The sequence below is a fragment of the Streptomyces sp. TOM-9 genome (assembly GCF_056858595.1).
On record NZ_JBXEQB010000001.1, the window covers coordinates 7,125,428 to 7,145,849 of the forward strand.

The 20,422-nt window shown below is 73.7% G+C and carries 22 protein-coding genes; 7 read left to right on the top strand and 15 right to left on the bottom strand.

The features are described from left to right. Nucleotides 1–18: 18 nt before the first annotated feature. The 5 genes from AC1VWI_RS33045 to AC1VWI_RS33065 form a co-directional block, all read right to left on the bottom strand. Nucleotides 19–102 carry a putative leader peptide gene (locus AC1VWI_RS33045; protein ID WP_322975673.1) on the bottom strand — a complete coding sequence of 28 codons (84 nt, stop codon included), beginning with the start codon at nt 100–102 and terminating at the stop codon, nt 19–21. Nucleotides 103–195: 93 nt separating this feature from the next. After that, nucleotides 196–1,233, bottom strand: coding sequence for a carbohydrate kinase family protein (locus tag AC1VWI_RS33050; protein WP_499514662.1), 1,038 nt, complete (start codon nt 1,231–1,233; stop codon nt 196–198). 26 nt (nt 1,234–1,259) lie between these two features. Beyond that, complete coding sequence (locus AC1VWI_RS33055; protein ID WP_499514663.1) at nt 1,260–1,838, bottom strand: GNAT family N-acetyltransferase; 579 nt, start codon at nt 1,836–1,838, stop codon at nt 1,260–1,262. A 72-nt stretch (nt 1,839–1,910) separates the two neighbouring features. Further along, nucleotides 1,911–3,203 (bottom strand): helix-turn-helix domain-containing protein, encoded by a 1,293-nt coding sequence (locus AC1VWI_RS33060; protein WP_499514664.1) that lies wholly within the window; start codon nt 3,201–3,203, stop codon nt 1,911–1,913. 356 nt (nt 3,204–3,559) lie between these two features. After that, nucleotides 3,560–5,218: an acyl-CoA dehydrogenase family protein gene (locus tag AC1VWI_RS33065; RefSeq protein ID WP_499514665.1), complete on the bottom strand. Its 1,659-nt coding sequence runs from the start codon at nt 5,216–5,218 to the stop codon at nt 3,560–3,562. Between the two features lie 18 nt (nt 5,219–5,236). Between AC1VWI_RS33065 and AC1VWI_RS33070 the strand changes: the two genes are divergently transcribed. Continuing rightward, complete coding sequence (locus tag AC1VWI_RS33070) at nt 5,237–6,394, top strand: YihY/virulence factor BrkB family protein (protein WP_499514666.1); 1,158 nt, start codon at nt 5,237–5,239, stop codon at nt 6,392–6,394. 44 nt (nt 6,395–6,438) lie between these two features. Beyond that, nucleotides 6,439–7,119, top strand: coding sequence for a helix-turn-helix transcriptional regulator (locus tag AC1VWI_RS33075; RefSeq protein ID WP_499514667.1), 681 nt, complete (start codon nt 6,439–6,441; stop codon nt 7,117–7,119). A 6-nt stretch (nt 7,120–7,125) separates the two neighbouring features. Here the strand turns inward: AC1VWI_RS33075 and AC1VWI_RS33080 are convergent, their stop codons facing one another. From AC1VWI_RS33080 to AC1VWI_RS33100, 5 genes are all read right to left on the bottom strand, one after another. Next, on the bottom strand, nt 7,126–7,524 hold the full coding sequence (locus AC1VWI_RS33080) for a VOC family protein (RefSeq protein WP_499514668.1): 399 nt from the start codon (nt 7,522–7,524) through the stop codon (nt 7,126–7,128). Between the two features lie 92 nt (nt 7,525–7,616). Beyond that, nucleotides 7,617–8,093: a hypothetical protein gene (locus AC1VWI_RS33085; protein WP_499514669.1), complete on the bottom strand. Its 477-nt coding sequence runs from the start codon at nt 8,091–8,093 to the stop codon at nt 7,617–7,619. Next, the gene (locus AC1VWI_RS33090) at nt 8,077–8,595 is read right to left on the bottom strand and encodes an RNA polymerase sigma factor (RefSeq protein ID WP_499514670.1); all 519 of its coding nucleotides are present in this window, start codon (nt 8,593–8,595) and stop codon (nt 8,077–8,079) included. The genes AC1VWI_RS33085 and AC1VWI_RS33090 overlap by 17 nt, the downstream gene beginning before the upstream one ends. Before the next feature lie 77 nt (nt 8,596–8,672). After that, a complete protein-coding gene (locus AC1VWI_RS33095) occupies nt 8,673–9,305 on the bottom strand; it encodes a class F sortase (protein ID WP_499514671.1) in 633 nt (210 codons plus the stop codon). Further along, nucleotides 9,302–9,619, bottom strand: a complete 318-nt coding sequence (locus tag AC1VWI_RS33100) for an LPXTG cell wall anchor domain-containing protein (protein ID WP_499514672.1) — start codon at nt 9,617–9,619, stop codon at nt 9,302–9,304. Before AC1VWI_RS33100 ends, AC1VWI_RS33095 begins: the two co-directional genes overlap by 4 nt. A gap of 297 nt (nt 9,620–9,916) precedes the next feature. Between AC1VWI_RS33100 and AC1VWI_RS33105 the strand changes: the two genes are divergently transcribed. Both AC1VWI_RS33105 and rsgA read left to right on the top strand, forming a co-directional pair. Continuing rightward, on the top strand, nt 9,917–10,981 hold the full coding sequence (locus AC1VWI_RS33105) for a hypothetical protein (protein ID WP_499514673.1): 1,065 nt from the start codon (nt 9,917–9,919) through the stop codon (nt 10,979–10,981). Between the two features lie 231 nt (nt 10,982–11,212). Then, complete coding sequence (gene rsgA, locus AC1VWI_RS33110; RefSeq protein ID WP_499514674.1) at nt 11,213–12,334, top strand: ribosome small subunit-dependent GTPase A; 1,122 nt, start codon at nt 11,213–11,215, stop codon at nt 12,332–12,334. Nucleotides 12,335–12,376: 42 nt separating this feature from the next. Here rsgA and AC1VWI_RS33115 read toward each other — a convergent pair whose 3' ends face one another. From AC1VWI_RS33115 to AC1VWI_RS33135, 5 genes are all read right to left on the bottom strand, one after another. Beyond that, nucleotides 12,377–12,508: a hypothetical protein gene (locus AC1VWI_RS33115; RefSeq protein WP_499514675.1), complete on the bottom strand. Its 132-nt coding sequence runs from the start codon at nt 12,506–12,508 to the stop codon at nt 12,377–12,379. 141 nt (nt 12,509–12,649) lie between these two features. Next, nucleotides 12,650–14,062 carry a GH1 family beta-glucosidase gene (locus tag AC1VWI_RS33120; protein WP_499514676.1) on the bottom strand — a complete coding sequence of 471 codons (1,413 nt, stop codon included), beginning with the start codon at nt 14,060–14,062 and terminating at the stop codon, nt 12,650–12,652. Between the two features lie 614 nt (nt 14,063–14,676). After that, entirely contained in the window at nt 14,677–15,582 is a 906-nt protein-coding gene (locus AC1VWI_RS33125) for a carbohydrate ABC transporter permease (protein WP_499514677.1), read from the bottom strand. Further along, nucleotides 15,579–16,535, bottom strand: coding sequence for a carbohydrate ABC transporter permease (locus tag AC1VWI_RS33130; RefSeq protein ID WP_499514678.1), 957 nt, complete (start codon nt 16,533–16,535; stop codon nt 15,579–15,581). The genes AC1VWI_RS33125 and AC1VWI_RS33130 overlap by 4 nt, the downstream gene beginning before the upstream one ends. A 101-nt stretch (nt 16,536–16,636) precedes the next feature. Further along, entirely contained in the window at nt 16,637–17,941 is a 1,305-nt protein-coding gene (locus tag AC1VWI_RS33135; RefSeq protein WP_499514679.1) for an ABC transporter substrate-binding protein, read from the bottom strand. A 471-nt stretch (nt 17,942–18,412) separates the two neighbouring features. On the opposite strand from AC1VWI_RS33135, the gene AC1VWI_RS33140 reads away from it, so the two are divergent. The 3 genes from AC1VWI_RS33140 to AC1VWI_RS33150 all read left to right on the top strand — a co-directional run bounded on the left by AC1VWI_RS33140 (nt 18,413) and on the right by AC1VWI_RS33150 (nt 20,417). Then, entirely contained in the window at nt 18,413–19,447 is a 1,035-nt protein-coding gene (locus AC1VWI_RS33140) for a MarR family transcriptional regulator (protein ID WP_499514680.1), read from the top strand. Between the two features lie 60 nt (nt 19,448–19,507). Next, nucleotides 19,508–19,942, top strand: a complete 435-nt coding sequence (locus AC1VWI_RS33145) for a roadblock/LC7 domain-containing protein (RefSeq protein WP_499514681.1) — start codon at nt 19,508–19,510, stop codon at nt 19,940–19,942. Nucleotides 19,943–20,027: 85 nt separating this feature from the next. Further along, entirely contained in the window at nt 20,028–20,417 is a 390-nt protein-coding gene (locus tag AC1VWI_RS33150) for a hypothetical protein (protein WP_499516974.1), read from the top strand. Nucleotides 20,418–20,422: the final 5 nt, after the last annotated feature.

The following is a 20,422-nucleotide window of genomic DNA, read 5'->3' on the forward strand; positions in this document are numbered from 1 at the left end:
CGGGACGGCGGCGAGTGCTCAGCACGCCTGACAGATGGCGCTGGACATGCGTCCGAGGTCGACGTGCAGCCGACCTACCAAGGCGATTCCAGTGCGAGACATGTCGAAAGCGTGTCACGGGGATCTCGGGCCAGTCCACCGTTATCCAAAATGTGGACGAGTTCATCCCGCATGGCGAGATGCGTCGATTGTCCGTCACCTGACATGACTCGCCGGGCGCAGGAAATCGGCCGCGATGGCCCGGAACCCACCGTGCCCGCGGGTCCCCACGTGACGCAGCTTGTGGCCCGCCAGCGCCGAACCCAGCCGCACCCCCGCACCGAGCGGGGCGTGGTCCGCGACCAGCGCCGCCAGCAGCCCCGCCGCGAAGACGTCGCCCGCCCCCGTCGCGTCCTCCACCTCGCCGCCGGGGAGCGGCCGGTGCGCGTAGCGCTCCACGGTGCCCGGCCGGTGCACCTCCACCCGGTCCGGGTACTTCACCACGGCCGCGCCCTCCGCACGGGTCCGCACCCGGACCAGCCGCTCGAACTCCCGCCCGTTGACCAGCAGGTAGTCGCTCATCGCCGCCATGGCCAGCACATCGGCGGTCGGCTCCGCCGACCAGACGTGCCCCGGGTCGAAGCTGATCAGCGTCCCCGGCGAACGCCGCCGCACCTCCACCAGCAGCCGGTGCAGCACCGCGCCGCCGTCCGGATCCAGGAACGAGGTGACGTGCACCGCCCGCGCCGCCGCCAGGTAGCCGGCGATCTCCTCGAACCGCTCCCGCACATGGGCGGCGATCCGCGTGTTCGCCCCGGTGTGGGTCAGCAGCGTGCGCTCCCCGCCGTCGTGCACGGACAGGCAGATCCCGCACAGCCGGTCCGGGTCCCGGGCCACCAGCCGCCGGTCGATGCCGAGCCCGTCCAGGACGGCGAGGGGGCCGGCCGCGCCCAGCGGGTCGCGGCCCGCCACGCCCACGTACCCGAGCCGCAGCCCGCGGCCCAGACGGCCCAGCGCATGGAGGGTGTTGAAGGCCGAGCCGCCCGGTTCCGGCGTGAGCGGCACCCCCTCGGCCCGCAGCCACTCCAGGCCCGCGCGGACGGCGGGCTCGTCGACCATGCGTTCGCCGCCGCTCTCCGGCGGCGGGCGCAGCCGCATGTGCGCGCCGAGCCGGGCCAGCACCGGGCCGCCGTTCAGGGCGGACGCGCCCGTGATGAGGTCCAGGTTGAGCGCCCCGACCCCGACGACGTCCATGCCCGCCCCTTCCCGTCCGCCGGTCCCTACCGGGCTCCGGACCAGGGCCCAGTGACGGGCCTCTCCTCCTCCTCCCCCGTCTCGGTGCGGAAGATGCGGAAGCCGCGGTTCTCGTAGTTGGCCAGCGCGTGCGGCCCGTCCAGGCTGCAGGTGTGCACCCACACCCGCTTCGTCGGGGTGCGGTCCGGCCGGCGCTCCGCCAGGTCCCAGGCGCGGGCGATGCCGACGGACAGCAGGTGCCCGCCGATCCGCCGCCCCCGGAAGGCGGGCAGCAGCCCGAAGTACGCGATCTCGACCTGGCCGTCGTCCTGCGGGTCCAGTTCGATGTAGCCGGCCGGGGTGTCCCGGTCGTACGCCACCCAGGTCTCCACGCCCGGGCGCTCCAGGAAGGCCCGCCACTGCTCGTACGACCACGGCAGGCGGTCCGTCCAGGCGCAGTCCGCGCCCACCGACGTGTAGAGGAAGCGGCTGAACTCCGGGGACGGCACCTCGGCCCGCGCGATGCGGATGCCCGACGTCGCGGGGTCCGGCTCCAGGGAGGGCCGCAGATCGGCGTGGGAGGTCTGCTCCAGTGACCACGTGGTCACCGTGACGCTAGTGCTCATGCGCCACATTCTGCGGCCTCGCGGACCCGGCGGGTTCCCGGCTCGCTGCCGCGGCCAGTCCGGGTCGCCCCCTCACTCCCCGAAGCGCGCCCCGCGCACCGCCGGCGCCGTCGAGTGCGGCAGCAGGTCCGCGGGGTGGGCGGGGCGGACCACCTCGACCTCGACGCCGTCCGCGAAGCGGTAGGGACGGTGGTCGAGCACCCCGGCCAGGGTGCGGCGCAGGCGGGACATCTCGGCGCGCACGGTCACCGTGCGGGAGGGGTCGCCGAACAGGTCGCCGGCCAGTTCCGCGGCGGTGCGGCCGTCCCGGTGCAGGGCCAGCACGAAGAGCAGTTCGGCGTGGCGCGGGCTGAGCTCCTGCGACCAGCCGCCGGCCGCACCGGAGACGTTCACCGTCCACGTGCGGGGACGGCCGAGGTCCAGCACCACGTGCCCGGCCCCGGGCACCTCCTCCTCCGGCGTGGCGACCCGCACCAGCCAGCCGCCCGGCAGCGGCTCCAGGGTGCAGGTGCCCAGCGCGGGCACCCACGTACGTCCGGCGCTCGGCGCGGCGGGCAGCGTGATCCGCTCCACCGGCGGCATCCCGGTCACCGCCGCCGTCCAGCCGTTGGGGTCGACGACCGCCGCCCGGCCCGGCATCCGGGCGAGCAGCGGGGCGGAGACCGAGCGCAGCCGGTCCACGGCCGCCCAGTGCAGGCTGCGCAGTTCGGCCTCGGCGACCTTGGTCACCGCGGTCACCAGCGACAGCATCGCGGGGTGCATCCCGGCCGCGGGCCCGCTGACGTCCACCGCGCCCAGCAGCCGGCCGTCCCGCGGGTCGATGAGCGGGGCCGCGGCACAGGTCCACTGGTGGTGCACCCGGACGAAGTGCTCCGAGGAGTGCACCTGCACCGGCCGCCCGGTGACCAGGGCGGTGCCGATCGCGTTGGTGCCGACGGCCTCCTCCGACCACGAGGCGCCCTCGGCGAAGCCCAGCCGGTCCGCGCTCCTGCGGACGGCCAGACTGCCGTCCCGCCACAGCACCCGGCCCTCGGGGTCGGTGACCACCATGATGTGCCGGGCCTCGTCGGCGACCGAGACCAGGCCGTCGCGCAGCGCGGACATCACGTCGTTCAGCGGGGTGTGGCGCCTGCGCACCTCGATCTCGTCGGCGGTCAGCATGCCGGCATGGCTGCCGTTGTCCGGGTCGACACCGAGGTCCAGGGCGCGCCGCCAGGAGTCCTGGATGACCGGTCTGGGCACCGTGCCACCCGATCCGCCGCCCAGCGCGGCGTCCCGCATGCCGCCCAGCAGCCGTGCGGAACGGCGCGGTTCCTGGACGGACTGGACCGACAACGACCGTGCGTCGATCGGATCCTGGTTCATGGTGCTCCCCGCGTCCGTGTGCGCAGCGCTTTCTGCGCTCGGGCAGTGGCCGCGCCGGTTCTCCGCTGCCACACCATGTGCATATGGTGCCGCCGGGCCGGTCCCTCCGGTGGGATATCCGGCCAATACCTTGCAACTGTCTGCAACGGTTGCGAATATGCGCGCATTCGACGGACAGTGACGGCGCATCACGCTATTCGTACGGAACCCTGATTCCGTGCGACGGTGAGGCGAGACCGGGGGTGGTGCCGAGTCGGCGCGGCACCACCCTCAGTGCGGCGCGGCGGCGGAACGTTTCCCCGAAGATCCCGGTCCTTCCGTCGGGACCTCGGGCGGACCGCCGCCGCATCCGCCCCTCACACCTGAGGTTGCGCCCGCTCCACGATCGCCGCCAGGTCCAGCCCGCGCGGCAGCGTGCCGAAGGTCGCCCCCCAGTCGCCGCCGAGCCGCGAGGCGCAGAACGCGTCCGAGACCTCGACCGGGGCGAACCGCACCAGCAACGAGCCCTGCAGCACCAGCGCCATGCGCTCCACCAGCCGGCGCGCCCGGGCCTCGACGCCCTCCAGGTCGGCCAGTTCGGTCAGCAGCGACTTGATCGCGCCGTCCAGCCGGTGGTCCGCGCCGCGCGCCAGGCCGATCTCGCCGAGGAAGGCGTTCAGCGCGCGCGGCTCCCTCTGCAGCACCCGCAGCACGTCCAGGGCCTGCACGTTGCCCGAGCCCTCCCACACCGAGTTCAGCGGCGACTCCCGGAACAGCCGCGGCAGCCCCGACTCCTCCACGTAGCCGTTGCCGCCCAGGCACTCCAGCGCCTCGGCCACCAGCGGCGGGCAGCGCTTGGTGACCCAGTACTTGGAGACCGCCACCGCCAGCCGCCGGAAGTGCCGCTCCTGCTCGTCGTCCGCGCCATCCGCGTCGTACGCCGCCGCCAGCCGCAGCACGGTCGTGGTGGCCGCCTCCGACTCCAGGGCGAGGTCCGCCAGGACGTTCCGCATCAGCGGCTTGTCGACCAGCGGCCCGCCGAACGCGCTGCGGTGCGTCGCGTGGTGCACCGCCTGCGCCACCGCCTGCCGCATCAGCGCGGCGGAACCGGTCGCGCAGTCCAGCCGGGTGGCCGCCACCATCTCGATGATGGTCGCCACCCCGCGCCCCTCCTCGCCGACCCGGCGCGCCCACGTGCCGTCGAACTCCACCTCGGCCGAGGCGTTGGAGCGGTTGCCCAGCTTGTCCTTGAGCCGCTGGATCAGGAAGACGTTGCGTGAGCCGTCCGGCAGCACCCGGGGCAGCAGGAAGCAGGTCAGGCCCCCCTTCCCCGAGGAGGGGGACGCCTGCGCCAGCACGAGGAAGGCGTCCGACATCGGCGCCGAGCAGAACCACTTGTGGCCGGTGAGCAGGTACGTGCCCTCCTCCGCCAGCGGCTCCGCCCGCGTGGTGGTGGCCCGCACGTCCGAGCCGCCCTGCTTCTCGGTCATCCCCATGCCGAACAGCGCCCCGGGCTTGCCCCCCGGCGCCACCAGCTGCGGGTCGTACACCCGCGACCCCAGCCGGGGCTCCCACTCGGCGGCCAGCGCCGGGTCGGCCCGCAGCGCCGGCACCGCCGCGTGCGTCATCGACACCGGGCAGCCGTGCCCGGCCTCCGCCTGGGACCACACCAGGAAACCTGCCGCGCGCCGCAGGTGTCCGCCGGGGCGCGACCAGGCGTCGGTGAGCCCCGAGGAGACCGCGCGCCCCAGCAGCCGGTGCCAGGCCGGGTGGAACTCCACCTCGTCGATCCGGTGCCCGTACCGGTCGTGGGTGCGCAGCACCGGCGGATGGGTGTCGGCGGCCTCCGCCCACCCCTGCGCCTGAGCGGAACCGGCGGCCCGGCCGATCTCGCCGAGCTCCCGGTGGACCTCCTCCCGGAGCCCGGGCGCCACGTGTCGTGCCACCCCCTCCACCAGGGCGGTGTCGGCGGCGTACACGTCATACCCGACCAGGGGCGGAGCCTGGTTGGTCACGGTGTGTGTGGGGGGACTCATGACGGTTACGGTAGGCGCGTGCAGGCAGCAGACGAAACACCCGAGCGGCCCAGGCGAGGCCGACTCCACCGGGCGCGGGCCCTCTACAGGAACGTATCCAAGCGCAAGGTGGGCTGGCTGCTGCTCAAGGACACGGTCGACTCCTGCATGGAGTACCGCGTCACCGGACTCGCCGCCGAGGCCGCCTTCTTCGTGCTGCTCTCCCTGCCGCCGCTGCTGCTGAGCCTCGTCGGCGCCATCGGCTACGTCGACGAGATCATCGGCACCGACACGATCGACAACATCCGCGGCAACATCCTCACGGCCGCCGCGACGGTCCTGTCGGACAAGGGCGTCGACCAGCTGATGCGGCCGCTCGTCGACGACGTCTTCGGCGGCGGACGGCCCGACGTGATCTCCATCGGCTTCGTCATCGCCCTGTGGTCCGGATCGCGGGCCCTCAACGTCTTCGTCGACACGATCACGATCATGTACGGGCTGGAGGGCAGGCGCGGCATCGTCAGGACGCGGCTGCTGGCGCTGCTGCTCTACATCGTCGCCCTGGTGATCGGTGCGGTCGTCATGCCGCTGATGGTCGTCGGGCCGGACGCGGTGGTGTCGTTCCTGCCGTGGAGCGAGGCCGTGATCCGGATACTGTACTGGCCGGTCGTCAGCGTGTTGTCGATCGCCTTCCTCACCACGCTGTACCACGTCTCCGTACCGGTGCGGTCGCCCTGGTACGAGGACATGCCCGGGGCGGCCGTCGCCCTGCTGATGTGGGTCCTCGGCAGCTTCGTGCTGCGCATCTACCTCACCCACACCGTCGAGGGCCCGACCATCTACGGATCGCTGGCCGCGCCCGTCGCCGTCCTGCTGTGGATCTTCGTGTCGGCCTTCGCGGTGCTCGTCGGAGCGGCCGTCAACGCCGCCATCGACCGGGTGTGGCCGTCGATCGAGACCGCGGCCGCCCGCGAGGAGAACGCCCGGGCCAGGGAACGCGCCGCCGCCGACCTCGTCGCGGAGGCCGCCGCCCGTCGCGCCGCGTTCGAGTCCGGCCCGGACGACGAGGTCGGTCCGGAGGACCCGCCCGCCGAATTCCCCGAGCGCTGGGCGGGCTTCCTGCCGCCGGAGGACGTGCGGTCCCGGCTGCGCGGGCGCCGGCCCCCGGGCAAGAACGGCGGCAAGCCCCCGCACTGAGGCGCACCCGGCGCGCTGTCGGTGGCCGGTGCCATGCTGGAGCGGTGTACCGGGAACAGACCTCGACGGTGCCCGGCGCCGTGCTGTGGACGAGGACAGCGGGTGCCGGGGCGGCCCGCGTGCTGCCCGACGGCTGCATCGACCTGATCTGGGGCGAGGACACCGGACTGTTCGCGGCGGGCCCCGACACCGCCGCCCACCTCTCCGGCAGCCCGCCCGGCACGCGGTACGCGGGCCTGCGCTTCGCCCCCGGCGTCGGGCCCGCCGTGTTCGGGCTGCCCGCGCACGAGCTGCGTGACCGCCGTGTTCCGCTGGACGCGCTGTGGCCCGGCGCGCAGGCGCGCCGGGCCACCGAGCGCGTCGCCGCGGCCGCCGACCCCGGCGCCGTCCTGGAGTCCCTGGTGCTCGCACGGGACGTGCGGCGCGCGGCGCCCCCGTGGGGCCCGCAGGTCGCCGCGAGCCTGGCGGCCGGCTCCCGCGTCGGCACCGTCGCCGAGGACACCGGGCTGAGCGAGCGCCAGCTCCACCGCCGCTGCCTGGCGGCCTTCGGCTACGGGCCCAAGACCCTCGCCCGCATCCTGCGCCTCCAGCGCGCACTGGGACTGGCCCGCCGCGGCCATCCCTTCGCCGACGTCGCCGCCCGCGCCGGCTACGCGGACCAGGCCCACCTGGCCCGCGACGTCCGCGCGCTCGCCGGGGTCCCGCTCGGCGACCTGCTCGCCTGACCCCGGCTACTCCTGCGGGAGCGTCGCGAAGAGGTCGACCGGGTTCCCGTCCGGGTCCAGGACCACGGCGTACCGCATCCCCCAGGGCGCGTCGAAGGGCTTCAGGTGCCCCGCGTACCCAGCCCCGGTCAGCTCGGCGAACGTCGCGTCCACCTCCTTCGGCCCGTCACAGGTGAAGGCCAGCGCCATCCGGTGGCCACCCTGCGGGGGCGTCCAGGAGGAGTCGAACGACCGGACGGTCTCCACGGTGTCCCACGCCATGCGCAGCCCTCCGGGCAGCGCCACCTCCACGTGGGGCTCGGCCTCCGCCCCGGCGGGGACCTCCAGCCCCAGCCTGCGGTAGAAGGCCAGCGAGGCGGCCATGTCGGCCACGACGATCTCGACGACATCGAAACGAAGAGTCATGCCGCAACCGTAGGGTCGCGCCCCCCGGCCCGTCTTGAACGAATCGGACACGCACCGCCCCCCGCCCCACACGTCTGCCGCGGCGGAGCCGGTCAGCCCCGGGGGCGGGCCGGGGGGTCGTCGGTGGCACGGGAGAGCGGTGTGGCCGAGACGGAGTCGGTCTGGCGGGCGGAGGAGGCGGCGCGGCGCGGATCGGGGGCGACGGGCGAGCCGGTGCGGCGGTCCGGGCCGGGGGTCTCGGACGGCTCCGGGACGGGTGACGTGGTCGGGCGTGGCGGCGAGGGCGGCGGGTCGGCCGCCGGGGGGACGGACACCGCGGGCACGGCCGGCCCGACCCCAGGCCCCTGCCCCGGGGCGGACAGCAGGTGCAGAGGCACGGCGACGACCGCCGCCACCGCCAGGGACACCCCGGCTCCCGCGGCCGCCCGCAGCAGCTTGCGCCGCGCCGCCACGCGGCGGACCTCCCGGAACCGGCCGGGCGGCGGCCCGAGCAGGACCGTGCCGGGCCGCAGCAGGGCGCTCAGCTCCGGGTCCCGCTCCTCGTCCGGGCCCTCAATGGGTGTGATCAAGGCTTCTCCTCAGTCCGGCTCGCAGCATTTCCCTGGCCGCGTGGAGGTCGGCCTTCACGGTTCCTTCCTTCCGCCCCGTCGCGGCCGCCACCTCCCGGACCGGCATGTCGGCGTAGTAGTACAGCAGGATGGGCACCCGCAGCCGCTCGGGCAGCGACTGGACGAGCATCCGCACCGAAGGATCGGTCTGCCCGTCGCGTCCCTCGCCCTGCCCGTCGACGAGGACCTCCGCGGTGGCGCGCCGCATGGCCCGGCGTTCGCGCTCCACCTTCCGCCAGTGGTCGCGCACGATGTTGGCGGCCGTGACGTAGAGGAAGCCGCGCGGTTCGTCCACGCTCGTCCAGCGCGCCCACAGCCGGGTGAAGGCCTCCGAGGCGATCTCGTGGGCCGTCTCGTCGTCGTCGACCAGCCGCCGGCACCAGCCGGCCAGGCGGGGGTAGAGGGCGGCGAAGAGCTCGGACGCCGCTTCGTCCCGGGAAGACCGTTTCAACACTCTCCACATTCCGTCGTTCATCATGCCGCAGACGTGCCACCGGACGGCCGGGCCGGATGGCGCACCGCCATCCGGCCCGGCCGCCGCTAGCCGCGGTCCCCTGAGGTCAGGGAGGCGAACACCACGACGTTGTCGCGGTATCCGCTCCCGTCGGCGGTGCGGGGGCCGCCGCAGGTGATCAGGCGCAGCTCGGGACGGTCCACGTCGCCGTAGACCTCCTGGGCCGGGAAGTCCGCCTTGGCCACCGTCCGCACCCGGTCCACGGTGAACTCCGCCGACGCGCCGTCCCGCAGCCCCGCCACGACCCGGTCGCCCGGGCGCAGCCGTGCCAGGTCCCGGAAGACCCCGTCGCCGAACCGGCCGACGGTGACGTGGGCCAGGAGCACGGACGGGCCGAGCTGCCCCGGCGTGGGGGAGTGGCGGTACCAGCCGGCGGGCGAGTGACGCGCCACGGGCGGGACCTCCACCGTGCCGTCCGGGGCCAGCCCCAGTTCCATGACCGGGGTGTCGACCCCGATCGCCGGGATCCGCAGCCGTACCGGGACCGAGCGGGCGAGCGGGGCCGGCGGGGACGGGCGCGACGGTGCGGCCGCGGGCGGCGCGGAGACGACGGGCGGCGCGGCGACGGGACCGTCACCGGAGCCGCCCGCGCACCCGCCCGCCCAGGGCAGCGCGGCCAGGACCGCCAGGACCGCGGCCCACCTCGCGCCCGGGGTCATCCGGCGGTGGTGCGCCTGCGCCGCGTCACCACGAACGTGCCGCCGGCCAGGAGCAGCAGGCCGCCCCCGGCCGCCGCCACCACCGTGCCGTCCGGCCCGCTCGCGCCGGCCGGGGACTGCACGCCGGTGTCGGGCGCACCCGCCGGCACCCGGTCGACCTGACGCGGGGACGGCACCGCGGACGGCGCTTCGCTCGGCGCGGCGCTGCGCGCCGGCGCGGGCTGCGCGCTCGGCCCGTCGGCGAACGCGGGCGCCGTCCCCGCCAGCACCGCGGCGCACGCGACGGCCGCGGCGGTGAGAACACTGCTGCGCATGTATCGCTCTCCTTCGTCACCCCGCCCAGCCCCCGGTGGGGCACGGGCGGGTGGTGGCAACTGATCGCGCGGAGAGACGAGGCGGCCCGGAGGCGGGTTGTAAAGAACAGGCAAAGTCGTCCTCGGGAGCTCCTCGCGGGGCCCTCGGTGAACGGCGGGCGACGCGGCGGCGACCGGCCGGAGCCGCTGTCCGGCCGGGCGTCACGGTTGGGCAACACCCAGCTCACGGCAGCAGCCGCAGACCCTGGCGAGCGCATCATGAGTTCCGGTGGGGGACGTCAAAGGGGGCGGGGAACGGTGGAGTTCACGGTAGAGCGGACGCTCAGGAGACGGGGCCGGCGGTGGGTGATCGGAGGCCTGACCACGGTCGCGCTGGCGCTGGTCTGGCTGGTCGCCTCGCGGAGCGCGACGGGCCCCCTGTTCCTGGGGTTCCTGGGGGCCCTGGGGGCCTGGAACGGGGCGAGGGACCTGCGAAGGGCGCGGAAGCCGTTCCGGCTGCGGGTCGACGCGTTCGGCATCACGCTGCACGACGCGGAACTCGCCTGGGAGCAGATCGAGGCGGTCTCCCTGTGGCACCTTCCCCACACCGGTGAGGACAGCGAGACCACCACACCGCCCAAGCCGCGGCTCACGCTCTGGACGGCGCCCGGCGTCACGTTCCCCCGCAAGCCCGACCGCACCTGGGACAGCCGGCTGCGGTACACGCTCGTCGACTGCGAGGACCTCGACCAGAGCGTCCCGGAGCTGACGGCCGCGCTCGCCGAGCACGGCGGCGCCGCCTTCGAGACCGCGCCACGGGCCGTACGCCCGCCGATCCCGGTGACCGTGTCGGGACCGGAACTGCGCGTGCCCGGCGGGGAGCGGCAGTTCGTCGACGCCCGGCAGGCCGGCGCCTGGACCCTGGTCTGGGCGGCGCTCGGCGTCGTCTTCACCTACTCGTTCTGGGAACTCGTCCACGGCGGCTTCACCGGCCCCGAGCCCTTCGGCGCCTTCGGTCCGCTCGGCGCGATCGGCTGCTGGGTCCTCACGGGCCGCTCGTACCGGCGCTGGCGCAAGCCGCTGCGGCTGCGCGTCGGGCCGGCCGGGATCGGCATGCGCGAGGTCACCGGCGAGGAGTCGTTCTTCTCCTGGAAGGACATCGCGGCCGTCACGGTCGGCCGCCCGCCGACCACCACCGACACCCGCCCCTGGCTGGTGGTGTGGCCGCTGCCGGGCAGCCGTCCGCACAGCAACCCCTCCTACCTGGTCGACGGTCACCAGGCCTTCGCCCTGGTGCGCCTCGACCGGCTGCCCGGCGGCGCGGAGGCCGTCGTCCCGGTGGTGCGGGAGTACGCGGGGGAGCGTTACGCCGAGACGGCGTGAGCCGTCCGCGGAAAACCGGTTGCGGGGTCTCCCGGCACACCGGCTAAGGTGTCGCCGTCGGACCGAGAGCAAACCGGGAGGTGTTGGAACGATGACTGCCGTCGAGCTGGGCGCTGCCCGCATCCAGAAGATCATCACCCCCACCTCAGCGGTCGCCGGCTGACCCTGCCCGTCGCGAAGCACCCGACGGCACAACCGCGCGCGACCGCCCTCCCGAAGGGCTCTCCTCCGTTGACCAACGGATCCGTCCCGCAGCCGTCCACCGCGCTCACCGCCTACGGCTGGGACTCCTCACTCGACTCCGACTTCGCCGTCCACGCGGAGCGGGGACTCACACCCGGCCGTATCGTCCGCGTCGACCGCGGGCTGTGCGACCTCGTCCTCCCCGACGGCTCCGGCGGCCTCAAGGCCGTCCGCGCCGACACCGAGGACGTCTTCACCCGCGACCCCATGGGGATCGCCTGCACCGGCGACTGGGCCGCCGTCGACGAGACGCCGGCGACCGGTCCCGCGGTACGCGCCCTGCTGCCGCGCCGCACCACCTTCGTCCGTTCGACCTCCTCCAAGCGCTCCGAGGGACAGGTCCTGGCGGCCAACGTCGACCTGGCGGTCATCGCCGTGTCGATCGCCGCCGAACTCGACCTCGGACGGCTCGAACGCTTCGTGTCCCTGGCGTGGACCAGCGGCGCGCAGCCGCTGGTCGTCCTCACCAAGGCCGACCTCGTCGACGACCCCGGCCACCTGCTGGACGACGCCCGCGGCGCGGCGCCCGGCGTGGAGGTCCTGGTCGTCAGCGCCGCCACCGGCCAGGGCGTGCCGGAGGTGGCGAACGCGCTGGCCGGCACCACGTCCGTGCTGCTCGGGCAGTCGGGCGCGGGCAAGTCCACGCTCACCAACGCCCTGCTGGGCCGCGAGGTCCAGGAAGTGCAGGCCAACCGCGACAGCGACGGCAAGGGCCGGCACACCACGACCACCCGCGACATGCTGCCGCTGCCCGGCGGCGGGGTGGTCATCGACACCCCGGGGCTGCGCGGCGTCGGGCTGTGGGACGCCGACTCCGGTCTCACCCGGACGTTCTCCGACATCGAGGTGCTGGCCGGGGAGTGCCGCTTCCCCGACTGCTCTCACGACTCCGAGCCCGGCTGTGCGGTCCTCGCCGCCCTGGAGGACGGCGTACTGACCCACCGCCGGCTGGACAGCTACCGCAAGCTGCTCCGTGAGAACGCGTGGATCGCCTCCCGCACCGACGCCCGGCTCCGCTCCGAGATGCGCCGCGAGTGGAAGCTGCGCTCCGCCGCGGGGCGCGAGATGTACGAGCGCAAGCGCGGCGGCGGCCACCGCAAGGTGTACTGACCGGACCCGGCCCGGCTCCCCGTCGGGGAGCCGGGCCGGCGGTCATCCGGCGCCGTTGTGGCGCTCGCCGCCGCGGCGCAAGGTCAGCGGACTGCCCTCGTGCCAGAAGGTGTAGACGATGCTGCCGAGGCCGAGTGTGACGATGACGATGCCGAGGACGATCGAGTAGACCATGGCTCCTCCAGCCCGTTCGGGGTGCGTTTTACCGCACCTTCACCTTCGATGTCCGAACGTGACCTTCCCGTGGCCGTACCGTCTCACACGCGGTGCGGCCCAACTCACCCTTACCCGGCCCCAGTTGTCCGCATGTGCGGCTCATGTCGACGGCAGGCAGCCCCGGGCGACGACCCCGGCGTACCAGCGGGCGCTGTCCTTCGGCGTACGGCGCTGGCTCGCGAAGTCCACGTGCACCACGCCGAACCGCTTGCCGTAGCCGTAGGCCCATTCGAAGTTGTCCAGCAGGGACCACAGGAAGTAGCCCTGGACGTCGGCGCCGTCCGCGATCGCCCGGTGCACCGCGGCCAGGTGCGCGCGCAGGTACGCGATCCGCTCCGGGTCGTGGACCTCGCCCTCGGGATCGGCGTAGTCGTCGTACGCGGCGCCGTTCTCGGTGACCAGCAGCGGCGTGTCCGGCAGTTCGTCCCGCAGGCGGAGCAGGAGTTCGTGCAGCCCGTCGGCGTCCACCGGCCAGTCCATCGCCGTCCGCGGCCCCGGCGCCGGCACGAACCGCACGTGACCCTCGGCCCCCGGCCACGGCGACGGCCCCGCATGGCCGCCCGCGGCCACCACGGTCGGGGCGTAGTAGTTGAGGCCCAGCGCGTCCACCGGACGGGAGATCACCGCCAGGTCACCGTCCGCCACGAAGGACCAGTCTGTCAGCGCGGCCGTGTCCCGCAGCAGGTCCCGCGGGTAGGAGCCGCGGAACACCGGGTCCAGCCAGATCCGGTTGGCCAGCGCGTCGACCCGCCGGGCGGCGTCCCGGTCGGCGGTGCTCCCGGTGTGCGGGCGCACCGCCGCGAGGTTCAGCGTCAGCGACACCTGGGCCGGCACCGGGAGCCGTTCACGCAGCACGCCCACCGCGAGGCCGTGCCCCAGCAGCAGGTGGTGGGCCGCCCGCAGCGCCGCCTCCGGTTCCGTCCGGCCCGGCGCGTGCACGCCCTGCGCGTACCCCAGGAACGCCGAGCACCACGGCTCGTTCAGCGTCGTCCACAACGGCACCCGGTCGCCGAGCGCGTCCGCGACGAGCCCCGCGTACTCCGCGAAGCGCTCCGCGGTGCCGCGCACGGGCCAGCCGCCGGCGTCCTCCAGCTCCTGCGGGAGGTCCCAGTGGTACAGCGTCAGGACGGGGCGGATGCGGTGGTCCAGCAGCTCGTCGACCAGGGCGCGGTAGAAGTCGAGCCCCTTCTGCACGGCCGGGCCCCGGCCCGTCGGCTGCACGCGCGGCCACGACACGGAGAAGCGGTAGTCCGTGAGGCCCAGCTCCGCCATCAGCGCGACGTCCTCGCGCATGCGGTGGTAGTGGTCTGCGGCGATGTCCCCGGTGTTGCCGTTGCGCACCTTGCCGGGCGTGCGGCAGAAGGTGTCCCAGATCGAGGGGGTGCGGCCGTCCTCGGCGGCGGCGCCCTCGATCTGGTAGGCCGCGGTGGCGGCGCCCCACCGGAACCCTTCGGGGAAGGCCGGTGTCGTGTGCGGCGCGTTGCTCGTCCGTCGGGCTGCGGTCGTGGTCATCGGGGCTCCTTGTGTGCGATCCGTTGTCGTGTGCGGCTTTGTTTGCGCCTGCGGCGGGCATCCCCCGCCCTCCCTCCCGATTGCCCGCGGGGTCAGTGCGGGCCTGCGCAACGTGTGCCTGGGTCGGTGCCGCGCCGGCGCACGCCCCCAGCCTTCGGCCGGGGGGACCCCCACAGCGCTCGCGGTTTACGTCCACATCGTTCGGCGCCCGGGTTCGCCGCTCGTCTCCCCCAGCCTTCGGCCAGGGGGAGCACCCCGCCACACCCCCTCCGGTTGTCGGGGCGACTGACGGCCGGTCGGGGGTGAGTAGGGCACCTGCGGCAACCCCGGACCGCCTTCTCATCCCATCCGGCCGTTAGTCGCCCACACGACCGAAGGGGGTGTGGCGGGGTGCCCCCACAGGCGACGAGCGGTGCGCGCGGCGCCGGATGATGTGGGGCAGCGCCGCGAGCGCCGAGGTGGGGGTCCCCCCGGCCGAAGGCTGGGGGCGTACCCCGGCGCGGCACCGACCCACAACGAACGCAGCGGGGCGGTCACTGACCGCGCCGAGCAACCGGGAGGGCGGCGGGGAAACCCCCAACCGCAACCACAACGGCGCCGCAGACGAGGACGCGTTAACCCTTCACCGCCCCCTGCATGATCCCGCTCACGATCTGCCGCCCCAGCACCCCGAAAACCACCAGCACCGGCACCGTCCCCAGCAGCGTGCCCGCCATGATCACCGACTGGTCGTGCACGTACCCCCCGCCCAGCTGCCGCAAGGCGACCTGCACCGTGGGCTCCTGCGACGTGAGCGCGATGATCGGCCAGAAGAAGTCGTTCCAGGACGCCATGAAGGTGAGCATCCCCAGCACCGCCATCCCCGGCCGGGCGATGGGCACGACGATGCTCCAGAAAATCCGCGCCGTCGAGGCGCCGTCGACGCGGCCGGCCTCGATCAGCTCGTCCGGCAGCGACTGCGCGAGGTACTGCCGCATGAAGAAGACCCCGAAGGCCGAGACGAGCCCCGGGAGGATGACGGACTGGAGCTGGTTCACCCAGTGCAGCTCCGCGATGAGCATGAAGAGCGGGATGACGCCCAGCTGGGGCGGGATCATCATCGTCCCGACCGTCAGGGTGAGCAGCGCGTTGCGGCCCCGGAAGCGCAGTTTCGCGAAGGCGAACCCGGCGAGCGTGGAGCACAGTACGGTGCCGACCGTCACCGACCCGGAGACGATCAGGGAGTTGAGCAGGGCCTTGCCGATGTCGGCCTGCTCCAGCACCTGCCGGAAGTTGTGCACGAGGTTGCCGCCGGGCAGCAGCGACGGCGGGCTCGCGGCCAGCTCCGCGTTGGACCGGGTCGCGGCGACGATCGTCCAGTAGAAGGGGAAGGCGGAGATCGCCGCCGCGACGATCAGGAGGGCGTAGGCGAGACGGCCGCCGTGGTGCTGCCGGCCCGCCCGGGCGGACCGCAGGCGGGGCAGGGGGCGTGCGGTCCCGGCGTCGCGGCCGGGCCGCGGCCGTGTGAGGAGCGCGCTCATCGACGGGTCCCCTTCCGTGAACGGCGCCGTGCCAGTGTGGTGTTGAGCAGCACGAGCAGGACGATGAGGACGAACATCACCCAGGCGATGGCGGCGGCTCGGCCCAGGTGGAAGTAGCCCCAGCCCTGCTCGTACATGTAGAGCCCGAGGGTCTGGTACTGGTGGGAGATGCCGCCCGAGATGCTCCCCTCGAACAGCAGCGGCTCGCCGAAGAGCTGGGTGGCGCCGATCGTGGAGACCACGATCGTGAAGAGGATCGTGGGCCGCAGGCCGGGCAGGGTGACGTGGAGGAACTGCCGCCACCGCGAGGCGCCGTCGAGTTCGGCGGCCTCGTACAGGTCCCCGGGGATGGACTGCATCCCGGCGAGGTAGATGAGCGCGTTGTACCCGGTCCACCGCCAGGTGACGATCGTGGACACCGCGATCTGCGAGGCGACGGTCCCGGACTGCCAGTCGACGGGTCCGATGCCGGCCAGTCCGAGCAGCCAGTTGACCAGGCCGAAGTCGCGGCCGAAGAGCTGGGCGAAGACCAGGGTCGCGGCGGCCACGGACGTGGCGTACGGCAGGAGCATCGTGACCCGGAAGAAGGTCCGGCCCCGCAGCTTGTAGTTGAGCAGGTGGGCGAGGCCGAGCGCCATGAGCAGCTGCGGCACGGTGGAGACGACCCCGATGGTGAAGGTGTTGCGCAGCGCGGTCCAGAAGAAGTCGTCGCGCAGGAGCGCGGTGTAGTTGTCCAGGCCCCGCCATTCCATCGTGCCCGGGGTCTGGAGCTCGACGCGGTAGAGGGAGACGTACGCGGTGTAGAGCAGCGGGAACAGCCCGAACGCGGCGAAGAGCGCGAAGAACGGCGCGATGTAGGCGTACGGCGACAGCCGGGCGAGCAGTCGCCGCGGGGGCGCCTGGGCTGCCGGGGGCCGGGCGGTGGGCACCGGCGCGGTGGCGGTCAGGGTCATGGGGCGGGACCTTCGGGTCGGGGGCGTACCGGGGCGGGGCGGCCGGGCGCGGAGGACCGGGGAGGGGTCCGCCGCGCCCGGCGCCGGCGGGGCGGGGGCCGTCAGCCGACGGCGTTCTCGACGCCCTTCCTGGCGTGGCTCCACGCCGTCGCGGAGTCCGTGCCCTTGCGTTCGACCTCGCCGAGCGCGTTGGTGATCTGCTGGTTGACGTCGCCGTCGTGCACGCCGAGCACCTGCACCGGGGAGGCCTCGGCGGCGGCGCCGAAGATCTGCCCGATGGGCGCGTCGCTGAAGTACGGGTCGGTGACGTCCTTGACGGACTCGATCGCCCCGACGTTGGAGGGGAAGCTGCCCTGCTTCTTGAAGAGCTTGGCCTGCTGTTCCGCGGCCGTCAGCCACTTGACCAGCGCGAAGGCTTCCTTGGCGTGCGCGGAGCCCTTGGGGATGGCCAGGTAGGAACCGCCCCAGTTGCCCGCGGCGCCGCCCGGGAGCGGGGCGACGTCCCACTTGCCCTTGCCGGCGTCCCCGGCCTGGCCCTTGATGTAGCCCAGCATCCAGGCGGGGCAGCCGATGCTGGCGAAGGAGCCGCTGCTGAAGGCCTGGTTCCAGGCGGGGGTCCACTGGGCGAGTTTGGCGCTCAGCCCGTCCTTTGCGGCCTTCACGGACAGGTCCCAGGCCGAGGTGATGGCGGCGTTGTCGTCGTAGACCAGCTTGCCGGAGGCGTCGTAGTAACGTTCCTTCTCCTGGCCGACGATGACGGAGTAGAGGCTGCCGACGCTGTCGACCCAGGCGCTCTTGGCCCCCGCCTTCGCCTTGTACTGCTTGCCGAGCTCCAGGTAGCCGTCCCACGTGGACCACTTCTGCGCCAGCTCCGTCCGGTCGGTGGGCAGGCCGGCCTGCCGGAACAGGTCGGTGCGGTAGCAGATCGCCTCGGGGCCGACGTCGGTGCCGAGCCCCAGGGTGCGGCCGTCGGAGGTGGTGGCGGCGGCCCACTTGGCGGCGGAGAAGTCGTCCTTGAGGTCCTTGGCGCCCAGGGCGCCCAGGTCCTCGAACTTGTCGGCCTGCTGCTGGGTGACCGACGCGATGCGGCCCACCTCGATGCCCTGGACGTCGGCGAGACCGCCGCCGCCCGCGAGCCGGGTCTGCAGGGCCTTCCAGTAGTCGGCCTCGTTCTCGGTGCTGCTCTCCTTGACGGTGACGCCGGGGTGGAGCTTCTCGTACTCGTCGTACAGGCCGGCTTCCTTGTAGCCGAAGGTGCCGAACAGGTCGACGGTGATCGTGACCTTGCCGTCCTTGTCCGCGGACGTACCGGTGGAGCCGGATCCGCAGGCGGCGAGGAGCGCCCCGGCGAGCGCGACCGCCCCGAGTCGGAGGGTGGCGCGTCTGGCGGCTCGGGCGATGGGCATGGAAGCCTCCCATGGCTTCGGGACGGGTGAGAGGGCCCTTGTTCGCGGTTCTTGAGAGCGCTCTCAAGCGATGCCCAGGAGAGTGCCGCCGCACCCGGTGCTTCGTCAAGAGTCGAATGGATAAAGGCCGGTGGGGTGGCCCCGGACCCTGCGCGGCTCCACGTCCTGACGGCATCGCCGGCGTCGTGACCCTTCGCGAACCTCTCCGGGTGCCTCCGCCCGGTGGCGCGGAAACGGTCGTGGAACGGCACGGAATTGACATCTGTAGGGCTCGAATACTCGTCCTCGGCCATGTCGTGCGATGCCCGGAGGAGGGTGTCGGAGGGCTGCTAGAAATTACCCGCCGGCGTGATTGTTCGTGCATGAGTACGGCATTTCCGCGCCTCCCGTCCCTCTGTCCGCGAGCCCGCCCGCCCGTATGCCCGAATAACCGCAGCAAGGGGAGCGATGACCTCGGCACCATCGGGTTCCGTGCCCGCCCGGAATGCCGCTCACGGTCTGCTCGGCCGCGCGCTGTCCAGGTGCCGCGACGAACGGGCGACCGGGGTCCTGCGCGTGCAGGGCAGCCCCGGCGGGGCCTTCCATCTGCTCGACGGCGCGGTCGTGGCCGTGGAGAGCCCCGGGGCGCCGGGGGTGGGCACCTTGCTGGTGCGCTCCGGGCGCATCGACGCCGACGAGTGGAACGCCGCCCACGACGCAGCCGGGACGGGGCTGTGGCCGGGCGCGCCGATCGCCGCCGGAGGACGGCTGGGCACGGCCGAGTTCCAGGTGCTGCACATGATGGCCGTCCAGGACGCGGTCTTCGCCGTGCTGGCCGGACGCCTGGACAACTGCGCCTTCGACCCCGCCCCGCCGGGAGCGCCGCGCACCGTGCCGCCGCCGGGCCTGGGCAACGGGGTGGAGCCGGAGGAACTGCTGGTGGAGGCGGGGCGCCGGCTCACCGCGCTGGCCTCCCTGCCGCGATCGGTCTCGCCCGACCGCGACCGGGTCGCCGCCGTGGGGCCGCCCGCGTGGGCGGACGAGCCCCTGGCGCCGGTGCGCCGCGAGATCCTCGGCTGCGCCAACGGACGGCGCAGCCCCCGGGACATCGCGTTCCTCATCGGCCGCGGGGTCTACACGATCACCGTGGAGGTCGCCCGGATGTGCGCCGAGGGCCTCGTCGAGACCGTCCCGGCCCCGCCGGCCCACCCGTTGCCGCCGCCCGCCCCGGCGCCGCAGCTCCCCGACCCGTATCTCACGACAGCGGCGGAGCCGGCGGGCCCTGCCGTGCCGAGTCCTCCCCTCGCCCTCCCGGAGGGCGACCCGGACCCGTACTTGGGCCCCTACCCGCCGGTGCCGGAGTGGGAGCCGGGGGACGTCCCCGTCACGGCCCCCGGCGCCGAGGGGCTGCCCCGCCGTGAACCGGGCGCCAGCGGTATTCGCGAGGCGCTCGACGCGAGCCGCCCGCAATCGGGCTGGAAAGGATTTCTCCGGCCGCGAGGACGGAGCCGGACCGATTCCCCGTGACCGAAATCCGCGGGGACCAACGGAACACCGACCGAAGGGAATTCAAGGAGGTGCACGTGCATGAATCATGACGCCCTGGTCGCCGAGATGCGCGCTTTGCGGGACCAGGTGGTCGGCGTCACCGACACGGCCGTGGCGGCCGTCGACGGCCTGCTGATCGCCGCCGACACCGAGGACGCCATCGACCCCAACGGGCTCGCCGCCCTGGCCGCCGCCGGCCTCGGGCTCGCCCGGCGGATCGCCATGGCGGCCCTGCGCGGCCCGCTCCGCAGGACCGTGACCTGCAGCAGCGGCGGTTACACCGCCGTCTACGCGGTCGGCGAGACCGCGCTCCTGGTCGTCGTGGGCGACGAGGGCATGAACGTCCCCCAGCTCCACGTGGAGGCCAGGTCCGCCGTCGAGCGCATCGGCGCGATCCTGCTGGCACCCGGTCCCGGACCGGGCGCCGTGCCCGCGCCGGAGTCCGCGCACGACCCCGAGGGAGTCCTCGGATGACGACCCAAGCCCCAGTGAAGACCGCAGAAGGAGTGCTGTGAGCACCACCGGAAAACGCCCGCACGGCAACCTGTCCGACCAGGTCATGGGCCTGGTGAAGAACCTGCGCCAGGAGGTCCCCGACTGCCTCGCCGCCGGTGTGGTCGACATGTCGACCGGCATGCTGCTCTCCGTCGACACCGTCGACAGCCATCCGCCGGAGGTCCTGGACCTGCTCGCCGCGGCGACCCTCGACCTCTTCCAGGGGCGCACGGTGGTGATGATCGAGGACGTCTTCAAGGAGCGCCGCGGGGTCACCAGTGACGCGCACTACTTCCAGGAGATCCTCGTCAACAGCGACAACCTGACCCATCTGTTCATGCGCAACAACATCAACGAGGACGTCGTCGCCGTCGTCGTCTGCCGCCGCTCGGTCAACGTGGGCATGCTCTTCGCCCAGGCCCGCCGTGTGGTCAAGGAGCACAGCACGCTCTGAGCCCC